General features: G+C 54.7%; 15 protein-coding genes. 14 read left to right on the top strand and 1 reads right to left on the bottom strand.

From position 1 onward, the window contains the following. The first annotated feature begins 33 nt into the window (after nucleotides 1-33). The 11 genes from ACI48J_RS00950 to ACI48J_RS01000 all read left to right on the top strand — a co-directional run bounded on the left by ACI48J_RS00950 (nucleotide 34) and on the right by ACI48J_RS01000 (nucleotide 13,042). Nucleotides 34-915 (top strand): ABC transporter ATP-binding protein, encoded by an 882-nt coding sequence (locus tag ACI48J_RS00950; RefSeq protein WP_326052276.1) that lies wholly within the window; start codon nucleotides 34-36, stop codon nucleotides 913-915. 194 nt (nucleotides 916-1,109) lie between these two features. Then, nucleotides 1,110-2,477, top strand: coding sequence for a sodium-dependent transporter (locus tag ACI48J_RS00955; RefSeq protein WP_405081286.1), 1,368 nt, complete (start codon nucleotides 1,110-1,112; stop codon nucleotides 2,475-2,477). 89 nt (nucleotides 2,478-2,566) lie between these two features. Then, nucleotides 2,567-2,827 (top strand): hypothetical protein, encoded by a 261-nt coding sequence (locus tag ACI48J_RS00960; RefSeq protein ID WP_326052279.1) that lies wholly within the window; start codon nucleotides 2,567-2,569, stop codon nucleotides 2,825-2,827. A 355-nt stretch (nucleotides 2,828-3,182) separates the two neighbouring features. Next, a complete protein-coding gene (locus ACI48J_RS00965; protein WP_405081288.1) occupies nucleotides 3,183-4,142 on the top strand; it encodes an ABC transporter substrate-binding protein in 960 nt (319 codons plus the stop codon). A gap of 14 nt (nucleotides 4,143-4,156) precedes the next feature. Next, nucleotides 4,157-4,666, top strand: a complete 510-nt coding sequence (locus tag ACI48J_RS00970; RefSeq protein ID WP_405081290.1) for a hypothetical protein — start codon at nucleotides 4,157-4,159, stop codon at nucleotides 4,664-4,666. Nucleotides 4,667-4,677: 11 nt separating this feature from the next. Then, nucleotides 4,678-5,403, top strand: coding sequence for a hypothetical protein (locus tag ACI48J_RS00975; RefSeq protein ID WP_405081292.1), 726 nt, complete (start codon nucleotides 4,678-4,680; stop codon nucleotides 5,401-5,403). Between the two features lie 198 nt (nucleotides 5,404-5,601). Then, nucleotides 5,602-6,972: a cytochrome ubiquinol oxidase subunit I gene (locus ACI48J_RS00980; RefSeq protein WP_405081293.1), complete on the top strand. Its 1,371-nt coding sequence runs from the start codon at nucleotides 5,602-5,604 to the stop codon at nucleotides 6,970-6,972. Further along, entirely contained in the window at nucleotides 6,969-7,994 is a 1,026-nt protein-coding gene (locus ACI48J_RS00985; RefSeq protein WP_405081294.1) for a cytochrome d ubiquinol oxidase subunit II, read from the top strand. The genes ACI48J_RS00980 and ACI48J_RS00985 overlap by 4 nt, the downstream gene beginning before the upstream one ends. A 477-nt stretch (nucleotides 7,995-8,471) precedes the next feature. Beyond that, complete coding sequence (locus ACI48J_RS00990) at nucleotides 8,472-10,223, top strand: ABC transporter ATP-binding protein (RefSeq protein WP_405081295.1); 1,752 nt, start codon at nucleotides 8,472-8,474, stop codon at nucleotides 10,221-10,223. A gap of 6 nt (nucleotides 10,224-10,229) precedes the next feature. Beyond that, nucleotides 10,230-12,317, top strand: a complete 2,088-nt coding sequence (locus ACI48J_RS00995; protein WP_405081296.1) for an ABC transporter ATP-binding protein — start codon at nucleotides 10,230-10,232, stop codon at nucleotides 12,315-12,317. A gap of 419 nt (nucleotides 12,318-12,736) precedes the next feature. Then, nucleotides 12,737-13,042: a hypothetical protein gene (locus ACI48J_RS01000; protein ID WP_326052287.1), complete on the top strand. Its 306-nt coding sequence runs from the start codon at nucleotides 12,737-12,739 to the stop codon at nucleotides 13,040-13,042. Between the two features lie 131 nt (nucleotides 13,043-13,173). Here the strand turns inward: ACI48J_RS01000 and ACI48J_RS01005 are convergent, their stop codons facing one another. Continuing rightward, nucleotides 13,174-13,809, bottom strand: coding sequence for an FMN-dependent NADH-azoreductase (locus ACI48J_RS01005; RefSeq protein WP_326052288.1), 636 nt, complete (start codon nucleotides 13,807-13,809; stop codon nucleotides 13,174-13,176). 207 nt (nucleotides 13,810-14,016) lie between these two features. On the opposite strand from ACI48J_RS01005, the gene uvsE reads away from it, so the two are divergent. The 3 genes from uvsE (at nucleotide 14,017) to ACI48J_RS01020 (ending at nucleotide 20,998) form a co-directional block, all read left to right on the top strand. Then, a complete protein-coding gene (gene uvsE, locus ACI48J_RS01010) occupies nucleotides 14,017-14,973 on the top strand; it encodes a UV DNA damage repair endonuclease UvsE (protein WP_405081297.1) in 957 nt (318 codons plus the stop codon). Between the two features lie 164 nt (nucleotides 14,974-15,137). After that, nucleotides 15,138-17,459, top strand: a complete 2,322-nt coding sequence (locus ACI48J_RS01015; RefSeq protein ID WP_405081298.1) for an S-layer homology domain-containing protein — start codon at nucleotides 15,138-15,140, stop codon at nucleotides 17,457-17,459. A 212-nt stretch (nucleotides 17,460-17,671) separates the two neighbouring features. Further along, nucleotides 17,672-20,998 carry an efflux RND transporter permease subunit gene (locus tag ACI48J_RS01020; RefSeq protein WP_405083161.1) on the top strand — a complete coding sequence of 1,109 codons (3,327 nt, stop codon included), beginning with the start codon at nucleotides 17,672-17,674 and terminating at the stop codon, nucleotides 20,996-20,998. Nucleotides 20,999-21,071: the final 73 nt, after the last annotated feature.

A 21,071-nucleotide genomic window follows, 5' to 3' on the forward strand; every position in this document is an offset into this window, starting at 1 on the left:
ACACCACTTTTCTTGGCAAAGGAGATTGAGCGTATGTATGGGATCGAAACCAAGTCGCTGACGCTTTCTTACAATCAAACGGATATTATCGAGGATCTCGATCTGGAGATTCCGAAAGGTCAGATTACCGTGTTGATCGGCTGCAACGGCTGCGGTAAATCGACGCTGCTGCGCTCCATGGCCCGGCTGATGAAGCCCAAGAACGGTGCCGTGCTGCTGAACGGACAGGAAATCGCGAAGCAGTCCACCAAGGAAGTGGCCCGTCAGATGGCGATTCTGCCGCAGGGTCCTACCGCTCCTGAAGGGATGACCGTCTTTGAACTCGTGAAGCAGGGGCGTTATCCGCACCAGAACTGGCTGAAGCAGTGGACCCGGGAAGACGAGGCTGCGGTAACCAAGGCGCTGGAAGCGACGGGAATGGCTCCGCTGGCCGAGCGTCAAGTGGATTCGCTGTCAGGCGGACAGAGACAGCGGGCCTGGATCGCCATGACTCTCGCGCAGGGGACTAACACGATCCTGCTCGACGAGCCGACGACCTATCTCGACATGACGCATCAGATCGAAATTCTCGATCTCCTGTGGGAGCTCAACGAGAAGGAGAACACGACGATCGTTATGGTTCTCCACGACCTCAACCTGGCCTGCCGTTATGCGCACCATATCGTCGCTATCTGCGACAAGAAGGTCTACGCCGCGGGCAAGCCCGAGGAAGTCGTAACGGAGGAACTGGTCCGCCACGTGTTCGGCCTGAACTGCCGCCTCGTCCGCGATCCTATTTTCGGAACGCCTACGTGCGTGCCTTTCGGTAAAGGACGGAGGCTCCCGGGCTGCGAGGAGATGGTGAACTTCGTAAACGCCAAATCGGCCCCGTCTCCGGATTCCCCTTTGTCCGAACCGACGCCTCTGCCGGTTTAATCGAATAGATCGTAATGCGGCGGCCCCTTGCGGGCGGCCGTTTTTTATTTGGCCGCTATAGTCCTCGAGAACTTATGTTGGTTTATTGAACATAGGTCAATAATAACTGGACACACCCTCGCCTTTCCGATAGAATAAACCTCTGTTTATATACAGACTGTTAAAATCCTAGACCCATACAAGCAGGTGACAATATGAGTAAACAAGATTCAAACGGGGGAGCTTCAGGCCCATCAGCAGGTGAAAAGGGTGGGGAGCGCTTTTCTTCCCTCGGTTTCATTATGTCGGCGATCGGAAGTGCGATCGGTCTCGGCAACCTTTGGAAATTTCCTTATATAACGGGGATATACGGCGGAGCGGCTTTTGTACTGCTGTTCATTATTTGTCTCATCATCGTCGGCATGCCGGTCTTGCTGGCCGAGATGGCCATAGGTCGCGCGGGACGGGGGAACGCCTCCACCTCTTTTCTTAATTTGTCGGGCTCCAAACGCTGGAGCTTCTTCGGTTTCCTCGGGGTGTTCGGTTCCTTTATGATCACGTCTTTCTATTCCGTCATTGCGGGCTGGACGCTGCATTATGCGCTTAGCTCCTTTACGGGGGCTCTGTACAAAGGAACGGATTACGCCGCTCAGTTTCAAGCCTTCACTTCCGGCTACAGCCCTATTGCGTGGCAGTTCCTCATTCTGGGTTTGTCCGGCTGGGTAATCGCAAGAGGAGTATCGGGCGGTATCGAAAAATTCAACAAGGTGCTGATTCCCGCGCTTGCGGTCGTGCTGCTCATTCTGATGGCGCGCGCCATGACGCTTCCCGGAGCGGAGGCGGGCATCGAATTTTTCCTGAAACCGGATTTCGGCAAGCTGACGGGCGAATCCACGCTCGTGGCCCTGGGGCAAGCCTTCTTCTCGATGTCGATCGGAATGGGCGTCATGATTACGTACGGCTCCTATGTGCGGAAAGGGCAGTCTCTGGGAAAAGCAACCGTTGCGGTGACGGGCGGCAATCTTCTGTACGCCCTTATCGCGGGCCTTATCGTATTCCCGACGACGTTCTCGTTCGGCCTGGAGCCGGCGCAAGGGCCCGGACTCGTCTTTGTCGTGCTGCCCGCGGCGTTCTCTTCGATGCCTTTGGGCGCGGCCTTCGGCGGTCTCTTCTTCGTCCTGCTGGCTATCGCCGCCTTCACGTCGATCCTGTCGCTGCTGGAAGTGCCGGTGGCCTTTGCGATGGACCGCTGGAAATGGGCGCGGCTTAAGGCGACTTCGTGGACGACCGCGGTTTGTTTTATCGTCGGAGTGCCTTCGGCCTTGTCGGTCGGCGGCGTTCTGAGCGATTTCAAAATCGGCGGCAAGACGGTGTTCAATTCCTTGGATTTCGTCACCTCCAACATTTTGCTTCCTATCGGCGGACTGGTCGTTACGCTCTTTATCGCGTACGCTTCGAAACGCGCCATGGAAGAAGCCGGACTTAAAGGTACACTGCTGCGGGTATGGGTATTCCTGCTCCGTATCGTGATTCCGCCGCTGATCGTTCTTATTTTCCTGTACTCGGTCGGAATCATTTCTTAGTCCGCAAAAAGTCCGTTAGCATAAACACCGCAGGGTTGCCTCATCCTATAGGAGTCTGAAATTCCTATCGAGACGAGGAGGCTTCAATCATGACCGAACGCGATTCCAGTCTGCAGTCGCAAAACCCGATTTCCCAAGCGCAAAATTCGTTGGAAAAGGTCCACAACGCCGTCTCCCAAGCGCTGTCCCACCCGACAGCCCAGCTTGAAGAGCAGGCGAATCAAGCCATCCGGCATGCCGAACGCGCCGTAGAGGACGCTTCGCTAAGCTTTAACCGGCCCGCATTCGAGGAAGTCGAAAACGGCCTGCGGCAGGAGATCGAAGACCTGCACAACGGCACGCGTTCCTGAAGCTTTCCTGCCCCGGCAGGTTCAGGCGGCTCCTTTCCCTTCAGTCTAGGCTGAAGGGAAAGGAGCTTTTTTTGTACCGGCAACGAGCTTGCAAAACCTTGAAAGCCGCTTTTTCCATGTAAGATTTTAGTACATCCGTTCATGCCGAAACAGTTAAACGATGCAGTGAGATGGAGCCTCATTCAACCAACATAATTTTAGGCATTCTTTATGTTTTTCGACTTACAATTATGTAAAAAAATAGTATTATTGTATAGGGAAAATTAGGAAGGGGGCCGCGCCTATTCAAATTAAAAATGAACGTGCCGGACGGTGCCGGTGTTTCCTGGTCAAGTTGGTTGCGCTGTCAAGTATAATGTCCGCTTCCGGCTGTTCTCACGAGCAGTCCCTGAATCCGCAACCTGCTGCCGCTACAGATTCTCTAGTCTCAAAACATAAAGCTAAGCAAACGGTCTATCCTTTGGTTTTGAAGGATGCTTGCGGGGCAGAGGTCACCATCCCAAGTGAACCGCAACGGGTGGCAGTAGACAATGCTGAACTTAATGATTTTATGAAGGTCATTGGGGCAGGTGACAAAATCGTCGAAGTAACGGAAGATTCGGCAAGCAGTCTGTGGGGAGCAAGGGAACGGATTATCGCAAAATCGAAACCGGATTTTTTCCTCTACCCAGCTCCTTCCGTTCTGATTTATCCAGGTTCAGAGATGTGCATGAATATACAAACCGGCTCGCGGACGTTGGGTTTTCCTATCTGGGTAACGGGGCATTCTGAAATCAACCAGATTGCTTCCGATATGCTCACCGTCGGAATCATTCTGAACAGACGAGAGTCCGCGGAGCAAGCATCGGACAAGCTGGGGAAAACTATTGCGCAAGTGAAGGAAGCTCGGCAGGGACTGCCGATGAAAAAGGTCTACTGGGAACGGGGGTACAACCGCTCTTTTTCCAAGAATAATCAAGTGACCAGTGTAGGCGTAGGAAAAAATACGCTGGAAGACGATTTGCTTTCCTTGGCGGGAGGAGAGAATATTTTACCGTGGGTAGAAAACCAAAACCCGGCTAGCATCCCCGTTGCACTGGAGCAACTGCTCAAGGCTGATCCGGATCTGATTTTGTATCAAAATTACTTCCGATCACCTGAATATGTTCCTCTCAAGGAACGTGAGGAGTGGCAAAGCCTGCGCGCCATACGGACTTCACAGCTGTATGTTTATCCTTTTGATGAAATGCGCTACAGCGAGCTGTCCGAAAATTTGATGACCCTTCTTCAGGCGATTCATCCAGAAGCAATAAGTCGAATTACTGAAAATAAATGAGATGAGGGATTTATTTGGTAATTAAAAAGGTTAGACTGGTCATCCTCTTTTTTACTGTAATGATATTTGCTTTTGGAAGCACTGTTTTTGCAGTGACGAATCATTCAGATGCTTGGTTTCGAGAACATCTTAGAAGCGGGGTTTCATACTCAGCAGATTTTAACTCAGGGACGGATGGTAATCATCTGTTTCCTTATAATTGTCTTGCTTATGCAATTGATGAGACAACCAAGTGGGTTTGGCCTTGGAAGAGTTCAGGATATGACCGTGATGCTACAGCAACTGAAATGACATCCTTTTTAAGAAGTTATGGATACTCTGATCGGAATACTGGAAATCCGAATAATCCGCCTAAGCTCATTGCTTATGGCAAGTCGCTTTCATCGGTGGGTCACATTGCGAGAGTACTTGATTCCAGTACGACTAAATCAAAATGGGGAATAGCCGAGTTAGTGACCACTTATTCACTAAGTCCCTATAATAGTTCGGCCGGATACGGACCCGCAGTCCAATATTACTATTAGGAGGCACATATATGAAAAAAACAATAATAGTCAGTGCACTCGCGGGACTAATTTTGGGTTTGGGTTATATCCAGCTATTCAGTCCTCCTACCTCAGCATCATTGCCGACTAAAACCTATATAAATTTATCCGATATGCGAAAGGAAATAGATCGATTAACAAAAGAAGACCCGACTTTAGGGCTTAGCTCCAATCCTTATGCTTTTATTAAAGACAATAAAGAATATGAGCGAATTGTTAAATTGGGTTACCCGGCGTTGCCTGTTATTGAAGAGCGGATTATGGAAGGAAACAGTTTTGGACTGGATAAATATATTTTGGCGGCAGCAGCCGAAGAAATTGCCAGAGTTGACTTGAAGAAAAGCGAATTTCAATGGTCGGATCCCGAAGAATTTACACGATCTTGGAAACTTCATTTGAAAGCTGTTCCCGGTAAGGTAGAGAAAATTGTGAATTCTAAAGAGTCTGCGGAATGGAAAAATGAGAAATTGACGGAGCTCGGCGCTCCTGCAATTCCTTTTATTCTGGAGAAAGTGGAAAAAGGAGCAAAAGAACTGGAGACATCGCTGCAAAAAATAGTCAACTCAAGCGATCTTCCATCTGTCTCCCCTTCAGATTTTAATGCGCACCAATGGAAAACCGACCATAAAGAAGATGCCAGACTATTAAAAACGATGGTTGATAAAGCGGCAGAGCAAGATGTTTCTACACAATTTCGGATGAACATAAATAAATAGTGCCCCTAGTAAAGGAGCTGTCTGAAGGTAGATTTCATCACCTTTCGGACAGTTCTTTTTCGTTATAACATCTTCAAACAAAAGGTTAAGTCAGGAACTGTTGCACTCCGAGTTGCCCCCAAGCGCATACTTTCTTCCTTTTTGACCCATATTACAGGAAGCAATTGGGCCGGGTGGCTACAAAAGGAGTGTGGATCTATGGATACCGTCGTGATGGCGCGGGCCTTGTTCGGCACGTCAATGGCGTTTCATATTATTTTTGCGACGCTCGGGGTCGGGCTTCCGGTGATGATCGTGTTTGCGGAAATTATGTATCATGTCAAAAAAGACCGCGACTACGTGGTGCTCGCCAGAAGGTGGACGAAAGCTTCGGGTATTCTGCTCGGCGTAGCCATCCCGTCGGGAACGATTGTCGGCGTGATGCTCTCTCTGCTGTGGCCGGGCTTCATGCGGATCGTCGGACAGGTGATCGCCCTGCCGTTTCAGATTGAAATGTGGGCCTTTTTCTTCGAGGCCCTCTTTATGTCGATCTACTTGTACGCGGCCGACCGGCTGCCTCCGATCGCCAGGATCGTCAGTGTCATCTTCGTCGCCATCGGGGCGAGCGCCTCGGCGGTGATGATCACGGACGCGCACGCGTTTATGAACACGCCGAGAGGGTTCTCCATCAACGCGAACGGAGACTTCGTCGACATCCGGCCGTGGGAGGCCGTGTTCAACCCGAGCCTCTGGTCGACGGCGCTGCACGTGCTGTCCACCGCCTATATGACAGGCGCTTTCGCCGTCGCGTCCGTGGCGGCTTACAAGCTGCTGAAGGCGCGCAAAGCCCCGCGTGAAGCGGATTACCACCGCAAGGGCCTGTTTCTCGCGCTCATCTTCGGGGGCATCATGACCGCCTTCACGGCCGTCAACGGACATGCGACGGCCCAGATGCTGCATCATCACATCCCCGAAAAGCTCGCCGCCGCCGAAGGGCTGTTCGAGACGCAGTCTCACGCCCCGCTTGCCATTTTCGGCAAAGTCGATGAAGCGACGCAGTCCATCAAGGGAGCGATCGAGCTGCCGGGCTTCCTCAGCTTGCTTGCAGGCAACCGTTTTGACACCGTGGTCCGGGGCCTGAACGAATTCCCGCGGGAGAACTGGCCGCCGCTGTACATTCACACCCTCTTTAACCTGATGGTGTTCATCGGCATGTTCCTGCTCGCCTTGGCCTTTCTGGGCCTGCTCATCCGCATCTGGTTCAAAAAGCCCTACCCGCGCTGGCTGCTGACCGTCCTTGTCGCTTCGGGACCTCTCTCGATGCTGGGGATCGAGATCGGCTGGATCTTCAGCTGCACGGGCCGGCAGCCCTGGACGGTTTACCACGTGCAGCGGACCAGCGAAGCCGCCCTGCAATCCCAGGGGATCGGGACCCTGTTCGTCATGTTCGTGTCCGTCTACGTGTTTCTGCTTGTCGTGACGTCGATCGTCATGCACGTCTACTTCAAGCGGCATCCCGTCTCGGAAGCGCTTGGACTTGCCGCCGCTAACGGAGACCAGACCCGGGCTGCCGAGGGGGCGATTACATGAGCGACGTAACTTTGGCAGTCAGCGTACTTTGGGTATTCCTGTTCACGTACTCGATTCTCGGCTCCATCGACTTCGGCGCGGGTTTCTGGTCGATGTACTTTAGCGGGCAGCATCATACGAAGGCGGGGGCTCTCGCGAACCGGTATTTGTCGCCGACCTGGGAAGTGACGAACGTGTTTCTCGTCCTGTTCGTCGTGGCTCTTGCCGGATTCTTCCCGAAGGCGACCCATATGCTCGGCGCGGCCCTGCTCGTGCCGGTCTCGCTCGTCCTCCTGCTGCTGCTCGTCCGCAGCACGTTCATGGTCTACGCATACTCCGTGGCGAAGCACGGCCGCCTGCTGCGGGTCGTTTCCGGGATTACGGGTCTCCTTATCCCGGGGCTTCTGGTCAGCGTGCTGCCGATCACGCTGGGGGGCTTCGTCACCGTTGAAAACGGAGTGCCGATTCTTCACCTCGGCGAGCTGTTCACCAGTTTGACGGAGTACGCGCATCTCGGCTTCGGGCTGTCGACCGAGTTGTTCATGTCCGCGCTCTTCCTGGCGGACTACTCCCGCGAAGCGGGGGACGAGGAGACGTACCGCGATTACCGCAGGCTCGCGATTATCTGGGGGCCCGTCAACCTGCTGATGGCCCTGCTCACCGTCAGCACCTTTTCCGAGCATGCGCCGTGGATGGTGGAGGGTTTCAAGCGTTACGCCTTGTGGTTCGGTCTTTCCGTAGCGGCCTTCATCGCCGCCTATATTTTGCTGTTAAAAGGAAGGCCGGACGGCCGCAGCGGCTACCCGCGGGCTTCGATTATTACGGTCATCATCCAGTACGGACTGGCGAGCTATGCGTATTTTTCCGCGCACATGCCTTACATGGTTTATCCTCACTTGACGTTTGACGAAGGGATTACGAACCCGACGATGTTCCGTTCGCTTTTCATCGGGTATATCGTGAGTTCGGCGATTCTGGTTCCCGTGTTTTATTTGTTTTGGAGGCTGTTTCTCAAAGATAAACGCTATCTGCAAAAAGAATAAGCGGAGCAAAAAGGCCGTTCGGGCGGCTCCGCTCCTTTTTGGTTATAACTATTTTCTCCGGCTTGTTCGGGTTGACAGTCCTTTCCAACGGGTGATACAATCACACCTAGTTGACGCGAAAGCGCAGAAAAATGACCGGAGAAGAGAGGGTGGTATCGATGTTTAGAATGTTGCCTGTGCGTGGACTGCATCCGTATGCAGTGAACAAGGGAACAGCTGAATATTCGGTACACCCGTTAAACCGTATATCGGGATAGCGGCGTTCAGACGCCCGCATTTCCTGAATAAGGCTGCCAGCAGCCGGTTTAATGGAGCGCAGGCTTTGCCGCGCTATTGAGGACGTACCGTTTGTTCGTTGAACGGTGCGTCCTTTTTTCATGGTCCCGCAAGGAGACCGCCCTCATTTTTCTACAGAGACACGAATACGGAAACAAAGAAAAAGAAGCTTTTCGTGGACAAAGAAAGAAGGTGACCTGTTTGTTCAGTATTTTACAGAAGCTCGGCTGGTTTTTTAAAAAGCACTGGATCCGCTACACGGTAGCGATTACGCTGTTGATCGTCGCCGGTATCGCGGAAATTATTCCGCCGAAGATTCTCGGTTACGCGGTCGACGAGATCCATATGGGCTCGATTACGGCGGACCGGCTAATTGCCATGATTTCGTGGACGCTGGGAATTACGGCCATTATTTATTTGATGACCTATGTTTGGATGTACCAGCTGTTCGGAGGCGCTTTTCTGGCGGAACGCGTCCTGCGTTCCAGATTTATGCGGCATCTGCTGAAGATGACTCCGACCTTTTTCGAAAAGTACCGGACGGGCGATCTGATGGCCCGCGCCACGAATGATTTGCGGTCCGTTTCCGCTACGGCGGGCTTCGGTATTTTGACGCTGGTGGACTCCAGCGCGTTTATGCTCGTGATCCTTTTTACGATGGGCATTACGATCTCCTGGAAGCTTACGTTTGCGGCCCTGCTGCCTCTTCCGTTCATTGCGCTGGCCATGAAATTTTACGGCAAAACGATTCATGAGCGGTACACGACCGCCCAGGATGCGTTCGGCCAAATGAACGATCAGGTGCTGGAAGCGACGGCGGGCGTCCGGGTTCTGCGGGCGTATGTTCAAGAATCCAACGAACAGGAGCGATTCCGTGAGCTGACGGAGGATGTGTACGACAAGAACGTTGCGGTTGCGAAAATCGACGCCCTGTTCGATCCGACGATCAAGCTGCTTGTCGGGGCGAGTTACCTGATCGGCCTGGGCTACGGCGCGTATCTCGTGTTTCAGACCGAGCTTACGTTGGGACAGCTCCTGTCCTTCAACATCTATCTCGGGATGCTGATCTGGCCGATGTTCGCGATCGGCGAGCTGATCAACATTATGCAGCGGGGCAACGCTTCTCTGGACCGGGTCAACGAAACGCTGGGGTACCGGCCCGATGTGCAGGACGTCCCGCAGCCGGCGGCGGATGCGAAGCCGGGTACCATCGGCTTCCGGGAAGCCGCGTTCAAGTATCCCTCTTCGAGTACTCCCAATCTGGAGGACATCGGCTTCACGCTGCGTCAGGGGGAGACCCTCGGCGTGGTGGGCCGGACCGGCAGCGGAAAATCCACGCTGCTGAAGCAGCTGCTGCGGCAGTACCCGGCCGGCAGCGGCTCCATCACCATAGGCGGCGTGCCTATCCAGCAGATTCCGCTGGAGCAGCTGCAATCGTGGATCGGCTATGTGCCGCAGGAGCAGATTCTGTTCTCCAAGACCGTAAGGGAGAACATCAAGTTCGGCAAGTCCGACGCAAGCGAGGACGATGTGCTGCAGGCGATCGAACGGGCCGCCTTCACGCAGGACATCGGTACGCTGGCGAACGGGCTCGACACCCTTGTCGGCGAGAAAGGCGTAGCCTTGTCCGGGGGACAGAAGCAGCGTGTCTCGCTGGCGAGAGCCTTGATCGCCGACCCGGAAATTCTGCTGCTCGATGATGCGATGTCGGCCGTGGATGCGCGGACCGAGGCGAGAATCATCGAGAACATCCGGCGGGAGCGTGCCGGTAAAACGACGCTCATCTCCACGCATCGGCTGTCCGCCATCGAGCACGCGGACCGGATTCTTGTCCTCGACGAGGGCCGGATTGTCGAAGCGGGAACCCATGAAGAGCTGCTGGCGCTGGGCGGCTGGTACAAAGAACAGTACGAACGCCAGCAGGTCGAATCCAATTTGACGGAAGCGGGGTGATCGGCCTTGCACACAGGCAAACGTTTGGTGCAGTACGCACTTCATCATAAAAAATTGTTTATTCTTGCCCTTCTTATGCTTACGGTCGCGGTAGCGGCGGAGCTGTCGGGTCCTTTTATCGCCAAGCGGATGATCGATACGCATATCCTCGGAATCGAGCAGCCCTGGTACAAAGTCCCCCGGGAAACCGGCAACGCCGGGAATACCGCGGAAAACGGGGACACGGTGTCCTACGGGGGCGACGTTTACAAACGCGGTGACCGATTCGCGGAAGGCGAAGCGCGCGGTGACGAGGCCAGGCTGCTTCAGGTCGGCACGAGGTTCGTCTTCGTTAACGGACCGATCGCCTTTGACGGCCAGCGTTCCTGGCAGGACGGCAAGCTGACGGTTACGAGAGGTGGAGAGAGCGCCGCATACGAAGCGAAGTCGCTGACCAAGGGCGAGCTCTATGTGTTCTATCGGCCGGAGTTGGCCAAATTAATCCAGCTTGCCCTGCTTTATCTCGGGCTGCTGGCCGTAGCGGCTGTCTTCACTTTCGGAGAGCGGTATATGCTCCAGGTTTCCGCAAACCGTGTTATTCAGAAGCTGCGGCTGGATGTGTACAGGCAAATTCAGCGGCTGCCTATCCATTATTTTGACAATCTTCCGGCCGGAAAGGTCGTATCCAGGGTGACCAATGACACCGAGGCCGTCCGCGACTTGTTCGTAACGGTGCTGGCGAACTTTTTCACCGGCTTCGTGTACATCACGGGGATCTTTATCGCCCTCTTCCTTCTGGACGTGAAACTGGGCGCGATCTGTCTTCTGATCGTTCCGCTGCTGGTCGTCTGGGTCATCGTTTACCGCAAGTACGCTTCTCGCTACAACAAAATTATCCGTTCTCGCTTAAGCGACATTAACGGAATGATCAATGAAGCCATCCAGGGGATGACGATCATCCGTGCGTTTCGCCGTCAGAAAGAAACGATGGAGGAGTTCGAAACGCTTAACGAGGATTACCTCAAGCACCAGCAGAAGCTGCAAAGCTTGAACGCCCTCACCTCCCATAACCTGGTCGGAGTGCTGCGGAACATATCTTTCGCGCTGCTGCTCTGGCATTTCGGAGGCGCCGCAATGGGAACGGGAGCCCAATCCGTGATTTCCTTCGGGGTGCTGTACGCCTTCATCGACTACTTGAACCGGCTCTTCCAGCCGATCACCGGGATGGTGAATCAGCTTGCGACGCTCGATCAATCCATCATTTCGGCGGGACGCGTATTCGAGCTGATGGATGAACCGGGCGAAGACGTTACCGAAGGCCGGCTGCCCCGCTACAAAGGTGATGTCAGCTTCGAGCAGGTGTCCTTCGCTTACAAGGAAGATTACGTGCTCAAGAACATATCCTTCGAGGCGAAGCAGGGCCAGACCGTGGCGCTCGTGGGCCATACCGGTTCAGGCAAAAGCTCCATTATGAACCTGTTGTTCCGGTTCTACGATCCGCAGAAAGGAACGATCCGGGTGGACGGCCGGGATATCACGGCCATGCCCAAGCAGCTTCTGCGCCAGCATATGGGCATCGTGCTGCAGGATCCGTTCCTCTTCACGGGCACGATTGCCAGTAACGTCAGCCTAGGGGACGGCACAATCTCCCGGGAGAAGGTGGATGCGGCGCTGCGAGATGTCGGCGGCGAGCGCATATTCGCCAACCTGCCGGGAGGCTTCGACGAGCCCGTGCTCGAAAAAGGAAGCACGCTCTCCGCGGGCCAGCGGCAGCTGATCTCGTTTGCGCGTGCGCTTGCTTTCGATCCGGCGATTCTGATCCTGGACGAAGCGACCGCGAACATCGATACGGAGACGGAGGCCGTGATCCAAGCCGCGCTCGATGTCGTCAAGAAAGGCCGGACGACTTTCATCATCGCGCACCGGCTGTCCACGATCCGCAGCGCGGATCTGATTCTGGTCCTGCATCGCGGCGAGATCGTGGAGCGCGGGAATCACGAGGAGCTGCTGGAGCTGGGCGGCCGATACTCCCAGATGTATCGTCTGCAGCAGGGAGGCTCCGCTGCGGGGAACGCGCCGGGCGGCGTCATAACCGGTATCGCGGCTTCTACGTAAAAGCCGCTAAGTTTTGGAGGGAACCCGGTCTGCTATTGCCGACCGCCCCGGTTCACGAGGATGAACGTGCCGCGGCACCGTTCGAGACACCGTGGGGCTTACCATGGACTTTGGGAGACGGTTTCCCTTCGTCTTTTTATATTTTCTATTGAGCCCGGAGAAGTCCGGGCCTTTTTTTATAAAATTTTTAAGGTATAATTAGGAAGAAAGAAGGCGGACGCATGAAACGCGAAGACGCCTCGGTGCGTAAATTAAACTAAGGGCATATGAATCCGGATGAAACGATCTGCATGATTCGCGGACTGCTCCCGCGTCTATATGAGGTTGTCCGGATCGAGTTACACCCTGCTATGTGTAAAATTATATAGGATGGGGCGTTTTCACCACACGCCGCCGCCTTGCGAAAAGAGGGATTTATCGTGAGTTCGGAAACGAAACGCGTTTTGAATGTGGTTCAACTTATTGTGGAAATCGGGATTATCATCGGCTACGTAGTCGGCCTTATCCCGTTCGGATTTTTATGGTCCGGCGGCTGGGTAGTGCCTCTCGTATTCGTGAGTGCCGTCATCGGCCTGATCAACAGCAACCGGACGCTGCTTCCGGCTGTCGTCAACATCGTGCTGGCCTTCCTCAGCTACATTCCGCTCGTCGGCTATGTCACGAGAATCGTCGGTCTGCTGGTGTCCGCGTACAACATTTCCCTGATCAGACGCGACCAGTACTAAGCTCAGCTCCTTACCGGGACGCTACGGCACTATGCACGAAAGAAAACCCGTAAATCTTAGGATTTACGGGTTTTTTCTGTCTAGGACAAGGGAGAGGCTTCATCCCTCGCGCTTTTTAAAATCGTTTGGGATTAGAACGTCCGCGCTTTTTCCAGTGCGTTTTTAATGGCGTCTTGCTTAATCTGCTCGGCGCGATCGGGGAACTGGGCCATCCCTTCCACATAAAGCGTTTCAAGAGACGGTATTCCGAAGAAGGACATGATCGTTTTCAGATAGGGGTTTCCGAAGTCCGATCCGGCTGCAGGGCCTTCCGAATAAATGCCGCCGCATGCGTAGACGTGCAGCGCTTTTTTGCCGGTAAGCAGGCCGACCGGGCCGTTTTCCGTGTACTTGAACGTTTTACCTGCCGTGCAGATCGTATCGATATAGGCTTTCATGACGGGAGGGAAGGAGAAGTTCCACATCGGAGTGACGAAAACATATTTGTCGCCCGCCACAAACTGATCCGTCAGTTCGCCGAAACGGGTCACTTTTTTCTTTTCTTCTTCCGAGAGCTGATCAAACGAACTGCCGGAGCGCAGCTTGCCCCAGCCGCTAAAGACGTCGGTGTCGATCTGCGGAATGTACGCTTTGTACAGGTCCAGTGTCACGATATGATCTCCGGGGTGATTTTCGCGGTAAGCATCGAGAAACGCTTTGCCGACGGCCATGCTGTAAGAAGCCCGGTCGTCATGCGGATGTGCCGTAATATAGAGAAGCGTAGACATGAAAGAACCCTCCTGAGAATGTGCGGTCAGATTTGTGGTTTATTGAGGTGTCCGGTTCCGGAAGGCTCCGGCCGACAACCGTACGGGGATAATATCTGCCGCCACCGGAAGGGGTATGCCTGCCAAATTCGCACAACCTCTTCATTCAGGGATACAATCCGGAAGCACCGGGGTAAAAAATTTTGGCAAGGGAAACCTGAAGAAGAGGTGACAAGCTTGGAAGTTCGCATCGGCTATGTAGCGCAGGCGTTGGCTATTTATCACAACACACCGAGCTCCACGTTTACGTATAAACGGTTCAAAGAAGGGCCTTATGAAGAATCGCTGGCAAAGGCGATCGAGGTGGGCCGCCGCAATCTGGAAGCTACGCGCAGAATCCTTTATTATAATGCGGCGCACGGGATCCGTCTGTACCGGCTCAGTTCTTCGCTGATTCCGCTCGCCACCCATCCCGATGTCCATATCGGGGTCAAAGAGGTGTACAGGGAGGAGCTTGCCGAGCTGGGTGCTTTTGCCCGCCGCCACGATATCCGGCTGTCGATGCATCCCAACCAATTTACGCTGCTCAACGGTTCGGATGCGGTAGTGGGGGCCGCGATACGCGACCTGGACTATCATGCGGACATTCTCGACGGCATGGGGATGAGCGGCGATTGCATCATTAACATCCATATGGGCGGAGCCTACGGGGACAAGCGTGCTTCGGCCGAACGCCTCGTCTCCAACCTGCCGCGGGTGCCGGGGCGCATTATGAAGAGGCTGACTTTGGAAAATGACGATAAAACCTACACGGCCGAAGAAACGCTGTCCGTGTGTAAACGGAGCGGGGTCCCGATGATGTTCGATCTTCATCACGACTGGTGCAACCCCTCTTCTCACCCGGGTACCGAGCTGCTCCCGCAAATAGCGGAGACATGGAAGAACCGCCCGATGAAAATTCATGTATCTACGCCGAAGAACGCCAAAGACTTCCGTTCCCATGCCGATTATGTGGACGCGGGGCCGCTGCTGATTTTTCTGAAAGCATGTAAAGAGGAGGGACTGGACCGGCTGGATGTAATGGTGGAGGCCAAGCGCAAAGATCACGCATGCCTGAAGCTCGCCGAAGATCTTTCTTCCGTAAGGGGAATCAGGCGCTTGGACGGCGGGGTTCTTTCGATGTGACAAGGGAGGAAAAAGGCCCGTAAACCGAAGAGAAATGACAAAAAAGTAACAGGTTAGGAAATGGGGATTTCTTCCGCAACCTTTGCCCGGATTTGTCCGTCTCAGATGGTGAGAACTGGAATCCAGTATGTTCCATTCCACCTATACGAAGGAGGCAGGTCCGTTTGAAAATTATTCTGAAAGCAGGTACGGCAGTGGTCACTTCCGCACTGCTGTTCGGCACGGTTACGCCGGTTATGGCGAGCAAAGCGGTTACGGGGGCGTCCGCATCTGTTGCGAATCCGGTTACGGATCAAGGGAAAGAGCAGATCGACATTTCCCAGGAAGAGGTAAAAATCACCAAGGAGCAGGCCGTCGAGCTGGCTAAAAAATACGTTGCCCTGCCGGAAGGCTTTTCTCTCCAAGGGGCTAATTTAAGCGTATCCCGGGGATTCGGCGGTAAGCCTGCAAAAACATGGAACCTGAATTTCAGCCACAAAGAAAAGAAAGACTATTATTCTTATTTGTCCTATAGTCTGGATGCGGATTCCGGCGCTCTTCTCGGGTACAATTTCAGCAGCAAGAACCCGGACAGCAAGCCCGTTTACCCACCGAAAACCAGCTTGGATCAAGCTAAAACCATCGCATCCGATTACATAGCGAAATTGAGTCCCGAGCTTCAAAAGCAGGTGAAATACAACGACCTGCGCGAATCTTCCCGCAAAACTCCGCTGAATGTATACGAAGACTACCGGTTTTCTTTCGAAAGAGTGGTGGACGGTGTTCCGTTCCCTCAAAATAACATCACGGTGGCCGTAGACAGCGAAGGCCATCTCTCCGATTACCGCGTGTACTGGGATAAAGATGCGACTTTCGATAAAAAAGAAGGCGTCATCACGTCGGAGCAGGCTGACAAAGCATTCCGCACGCAAGCGGAACCGGTCCTTCAATACCTCCTTCCTTACCAGTCGAAGGTGCTCAAACCGGCGCTTTCCTACAGCATGGCGGCGCTTCAGCTTGACGCCAAAACAGGCAAGCCGCTGTATGAGAGCAAAGCTCCCTCCACCGTCAAGACACTGGCCGAGCAGCCTCAAAGCGGCACAGGGACGGCAGTGACGACGAAGGATGCCGCGCTTAAACGGGCTCAGCAGCTCGTTAAAATCCCGGGGGATGCCAAGCTCGAAGAGGCGAACTACAGCGAGTACGAGAACGAATCCACGAAGCAGACGGAAGCTAACTGGAATTTCCAGTGGACGCTCCCGGGTAAAGACGGAGCGAAGGATAACAGAGGATACGTATCTCTGGCTATCGACGCCAAAACAGGTGAATTGACGAACTTCTCCAATTATGACTATAGTTCCAGCCGTACGGTAAAGCCGGAGGAAGTTAAAGTTTCCTTTGAAGAAGCCAAAGGGAAGGCGGTTGATTTCATAAAGAAAACAAACCCTTCCTATACGCATCAGCTTGTGCTGGAAACGACGGAAGCTCCCAAAACGGACAGCAAGATAGTCGGGATCGACCAGGACAACACGTATACTTTCCTGTTCTCTCGGTTCGTTGACGGGGTCCGGGTAGAGAACGATAATATTCATATAGGCGTGGATAAACGTACGGGCGATGTTCAGAACAGCTATGTGAATATAAGCAAGCTGGCGTTCCCGGCCAAGAAACCGGCCGTTCTGGATAAAGATAAGGCAAAGGAACTTCTGCTTTCTCAATATCAGCTTCGTCTGGTTTACCAGAGCGTCGGCACCGAAGGCCAAATTCCGCCGGGAATTCCTATTGAGCGTTACAATATTCTCGTAGCTTCCGGCAAGTATCCGGCGGACAGCCAAAATCAGAAAGCTCAGCTTGTATACACGCTGGAGAACAAATACGAAAACTCCGCTTATTTCCTTGATGCGGAGAGCGGCAAATGGCGCAACCGGGATAACGGCGAGGTAATCTCTCTGGAACCGGTGAAAGTTGACGATATCGCCGGCCACTGGGCTCAAAACGAGCTCCAGCTGATGCTCGATTATCAAGCCCTCGAAGTGAAAGACGGCAAGGTCAAGCCGGACCAGTCCATCAAGCGCGGGGAGCTCATCAAGATGCTCGTCATCGCCGACAGCGGCGGCGGGTATTATCCGGCCGGAGCCATGGACGGCCGCAGCAACTCGTTCAAGGATGTGGAGAAAAGCAACGCGTACTTCTCCTACGTAGAAACGGCTCTGGACCGCAAATGGATCGACCGGACGTCCGACGAGTTCAATCCGGACCAGCCGATCACCCGTGAGGAGATGGCTTCTCTGATCGTCCGTGCGCTGAACTACAAGAAGCTGACGGAGTTCGATAACGTCTTTAACCGTAATTTTACGGATGCTTCCGAACTTAAAAACATCGGAAACGCAGCCATTGTGATCGGAATGGGCATCATGAGCGCGGACGGAGGTAAGTTCAGTCCGAAACTTGAGGTAACGCGCGCCCAGGCGGCAACAGCCTTCTACCGGTATTTGCAGAAGCGTTAACCTCTGTTGTACACAATTCCATAAAAAAATTAAGAGACTGCCGGGTTCGGCAGTCTTTTTTTTGGGAAAAAAGGAGAATAGGCAGGAGACCTCCGTAACTTGCGGGAATTGAGCCGGGCCCTATTTGCTCAGGGAGATTCGCAGGGTTACCCTTATTTAAGGAGTCACTGTTTTTACAGCACATATCAGACAAACAGACAGGAGTGAAAATGGTGAGAGGGATTATCCGGTATTCTCTGAACAATAAGCTGGTTATTTGGCTGCTGACGATTCTCGTTACGGCTGCGGGTATCTACGCGGGTCTCAGTATGAAGCAGGAGACGCTTCCGAATCTGGAAGTTCCCGTGCTGACGGTCACGACGGTATATCCCGGCGCCGCGCCGGAAGAAGTGGCCGACCGGATCACGGGCCCTCTCGAGCAGAAGGTCCGGAGCCTGGACGGTGTAGACGTTGTAAGCTCGACATCCATGGAAAACGTATCTTCCATAGTGATGGAATACTCCTATAAGAAGGACATGGACAAGGCCGCTTCCGAAGTGAAAGAAGCCGTCGCCGATTTTGTGCTCCCCAGCGGGGCTCAGGAAACGAAAGTGTCCAAAATCAACATAAACGCATTTCCTGTCGTATCGCTGAGCGTAGCGGGGGACAAACAGTCGCTCGACGAGCTGACCCGGCAGATCGAGAGCGATCTGCTTCCTGCGCTCGAAGGGGTTCCGGGCGCGGCAAGCGTGGAGATCTCGGGCCAGCATCAGCAGGAAGTCCGCCTGACCTTTGACCGGGACAAACTGAAGACCTACGGGCTGAGCGAGGATACGGTCAAAGGGATCGTTCAGGGTGCGGCTGTCCAAGTCCCCCTGGGCCTCTACGAAGTAGGACGGACCGAGAAAACCCTCGTCGTCGACGGCAACGTGAAGAGCCTGGACGACCTGCGGAACCTGGAGATTCCGCTCGTTCCCGGCGGAGCCGGTTCTGCGGGCGCAGCAGGTCCGGCAGGCTCAGGAGCGGCAGCCGGGGGCGCAGGGGCAGCGCCCAGTGCCCCCGGCGGAGCGGCATCGGGCGCAGCGCCCGGTGCGGCAGCGGCCCCGGGCAGAGCCGGCGGCGCAGTGCCGGCGCCTGCGGGGGCGGCCGGTCTGCCGACTGTGAAGCTTGCCGAGCTGGCGGCAATCGAGCTGGCCGACCGGGCCGACTCGATCTCCCGTACGAACGGCAAGGAGTCCATCGGCATCCAGGTCGTGAAGGCGCCGGACGCGAACACGGTGGACGTCGTGAACGCCGTCAAGGCGAAAGCCGCCGAGTTCCAGCAGGCGAACAGCGGTGTGGAGACCGTGATCATGCTCGACCAGGGCAAGCCGATCGAGGATTCGGTCAACACGATGCTGAGCAAGGCCGTATTCGGCGCTTTATTCGCCGTATTGATCATCATGCTGTTCCTGCGCAACTGGCGGACGACGCTTATTTCCATCGTCTCGATTCCGCTGTCGCTGCTCATCGGCATTCTGCTGCTGCAGCAGATGGACATCACGCTGAACATCATGACGCTGGGAGCGATGACAGTCGCCATTGGCCGCGTGGTGGACGACTCGATCGTCGTCATCGAGAACATCTACCGGCGGATGTCCAGTCCGTCCGAGCCTCTGCGGGGCAAAGCTCTTATCCGCGAAGCGACGCGGGAGATGTTTATGCCCATCCTATCGTCGACCATCGTGACGATTGCAGTTTTTCTCCCGCTTGGCTTCGTGAGCGGTCCCGTGGGGCAGCTGTTCCTGCCCTTCGCTCTGACGATGGTATTTGCGCTGCTTGCCTCTTTGCTCGTCGCGATTACCATTGTGCCGATGCTCGGGCATTCCATGTTCCGCCGCAGGCTGGAGCGCATGGGTCCGGCTCCGGTTCCCGCCTATGCGGAGGGAGACGCGCCCGCCGGCCTTCCGCTTGACATGGACCCGGCAGGAGCGGTCCGGGTACCCGCCCGCGGCAAAGGCCAAAACCGGCGCGGCCATGACGAAACCGGCCGTCTGGGGCGTTTTTACAGGCGGGTCCTGGACAAGACGTTGAATCATAAACTTATCGCTTTCGGCACGGCTATTCTCCTTCTGGCGGGCAGCCTTCTGCTGGCTACGCGGGTCGGCGTCAGTTTTCTTCCGGAGGAAGAGCAGAAATACGCGATGGTGACGTACACGCCTTCTCCGGGCGAGACGCTGGACGATGTAAAGCGGAAGGCGCTGGAAGCGGAGAAATATGTACTTGGACGCAGCGGGGTCCGAAATCTGCAGTACTCCGTGGGCGGCCAGAATCCGATGTCGCCGGGGCCGTCCAAGTCCGCGCTTTTTTATGTGGAATACGATCCCGCATTTGCCGATTTCACGGCTGAGAAAAAGAGGCTGGTCCAAGGGTTGACGGACACCGTTCAAGGAAGTTGGAAACCGATGGATATGGGCGGCGGCGTAGGGGGCAGCAAGCTGAGTCTCTACGTATACGGAGAGAAGCTCGACGAGATCCGAACCGCTGCGGATAAAATTCAGGCTCTGATGAAGAATCGGCCGGAATTCGATAAGGCAGCCTCCAGCCTGTCTGAATCGTACGGCCAGTACACGATTGTCGCGGACCCGGCCAAGCTCAGCAAGCTCGGTTTGACGGCCGGCCAGATCGCGATGGCGTTCAGCCGGGATCGCGAGCGACCCGTTCTGACCAAAGTTGGCGTCGAGGGCAAAGAGGTCGACGTTTACGTACAAGCCGACAAAAAAACATATGCGGATCTTTCCGCGATCGAAAACAGCACCATCACGTCCCCGCTTGGTGTGGAGGTCCCTCTGAAGGACGTGGCCAAGGTAGAGGAGGGTCAGTCGCCCAATGCGGTTACCCACCGGGATACGAAGCTGTACGCCGAGGTTTCGGCGGATATTACGTCCAAGGATGTGGGCGCGGCCTCCACAGGACTGAAGAGCGAGATCGACAAGCTCGGCCTCCCGTCGTCCGTACGCGTCGATTTCGGAGGTGTAACGGAACAGATCAATGAGACCTTCTCTCAGCTCGGTCTCGCCATGATCGCGGCCGTTGCGATTGTGTATCTGGTGCTCGTAATGTTCTTCGGAGGAGCGCTGACTCCGTTTGCGATCCTGTTTTCGTTGCCTTTCACGATCATAGGCGCCATTGTGGCCCTTCTTGTGACAGGGGAGACCTTGAGCGTGTCGGCTATGATGGGGGCGCTCATGCTGATCGGCATTGTCGTCACGAATGCCATCGTTCTGCTGGACAGGGTGATTCATAACGAAAAGGCCGGCATGAGAACGCGCGAGGCGCTCCTCGAGGCGGCCGCCACCCGTCTGCGGCCTATTCTGATGACGGCTCTCGCTACCGTCGGCGCTCTTCTGCCGCTGGCTTTCGGATTCGAAAGCGGCGGTCTGATCTCCAAGGGACTCGCCGTTACCGTGATCGGCGGTCTGATCTCCTCGACGCTGCTGACGCTCATCATCGTACCCGTCGTGTACGAATTTCTGGCGAAATTCCGGCGCAGACGACCGGCTTCCGAACTGGACGACTAACGCATCGCTCAGGCTTAAGCTTGCACAGTCAGTTATCACCTTTCGAAAAAAGAAACCCTGTTCCCGGCCCGTT

Origin of the sequence: Paenibacillus chitinolyticus, from assembly GCF_045038035.1 — a bacterium.
GTDB classification, from domain to species: Bacteria; Bacillota; Bacilli; order Paenibacillales; family NBRC-103111; genus Paenibacillus_F; species Paenibacillus_F chitinolyticus_A.

Excerpts from the sequence above, each read along its gene's own strand:
- ACI48J_RS00950 (WP_326052276.1), top strand. The coding sequence starts at position 34 with ATGTATGGGATCGAAACCAAGTCGCTGACGCTTTCTTACAATCAAACG.
- ACI48J_RS00955 (WP_405081286.1), top strand. The coding sequence starts at position 1,110 with ATGAGTAAACAAGATTCAAACGGGGGAGCTTCAGGCCCATCAGCAGGT.
- ACI48J_RS00960 (WP_326052279.1), top strand. The coding sequence starts at position 2,567 with ATGACCGAACGCGATTCCAGTCTGCAGTCGCAAAACCCGATTTCCCAA.
- ACI48J_RS00965 (WP_405081288.1), top strand. The coding sequence starts at position 3,183 with ATGTCCGCTTCCGGCTGTTCTCACGAGCAGTCCCTGAATCCGCAACCT.
- ACI48J_RS00975 (WP_405081292.1), top strand. The coding sequence starts at position 4,678 with ATGAAAAAAACAATAATAGTCAGTGCACTCGCGGGACTAATTTTGGGT.
- ACI48J_RS00980 (WP_405081293.1), top strand. The coding sequence starts at position 5,602 with ATGGATACCGTCGTGATGGCGCGGGCCTTGTTCGGCACGTCAATGGCG.
- ACI48J_RS00985 (WP_405081294.1), top strand. The coding sequence starts at position 6,969 with ATGAGCGACGTAACTTTGGCAGTCAGCGTACTTTGGGTATTCCTGTTC.
- ACI48J_RS01005 (WP_326052288.1), bottom strand. The coding sequence starts at position 13,809 with ATGTCTACGCTTCTCTATATTACGGCACATCCGCATGACGACCGGGCT.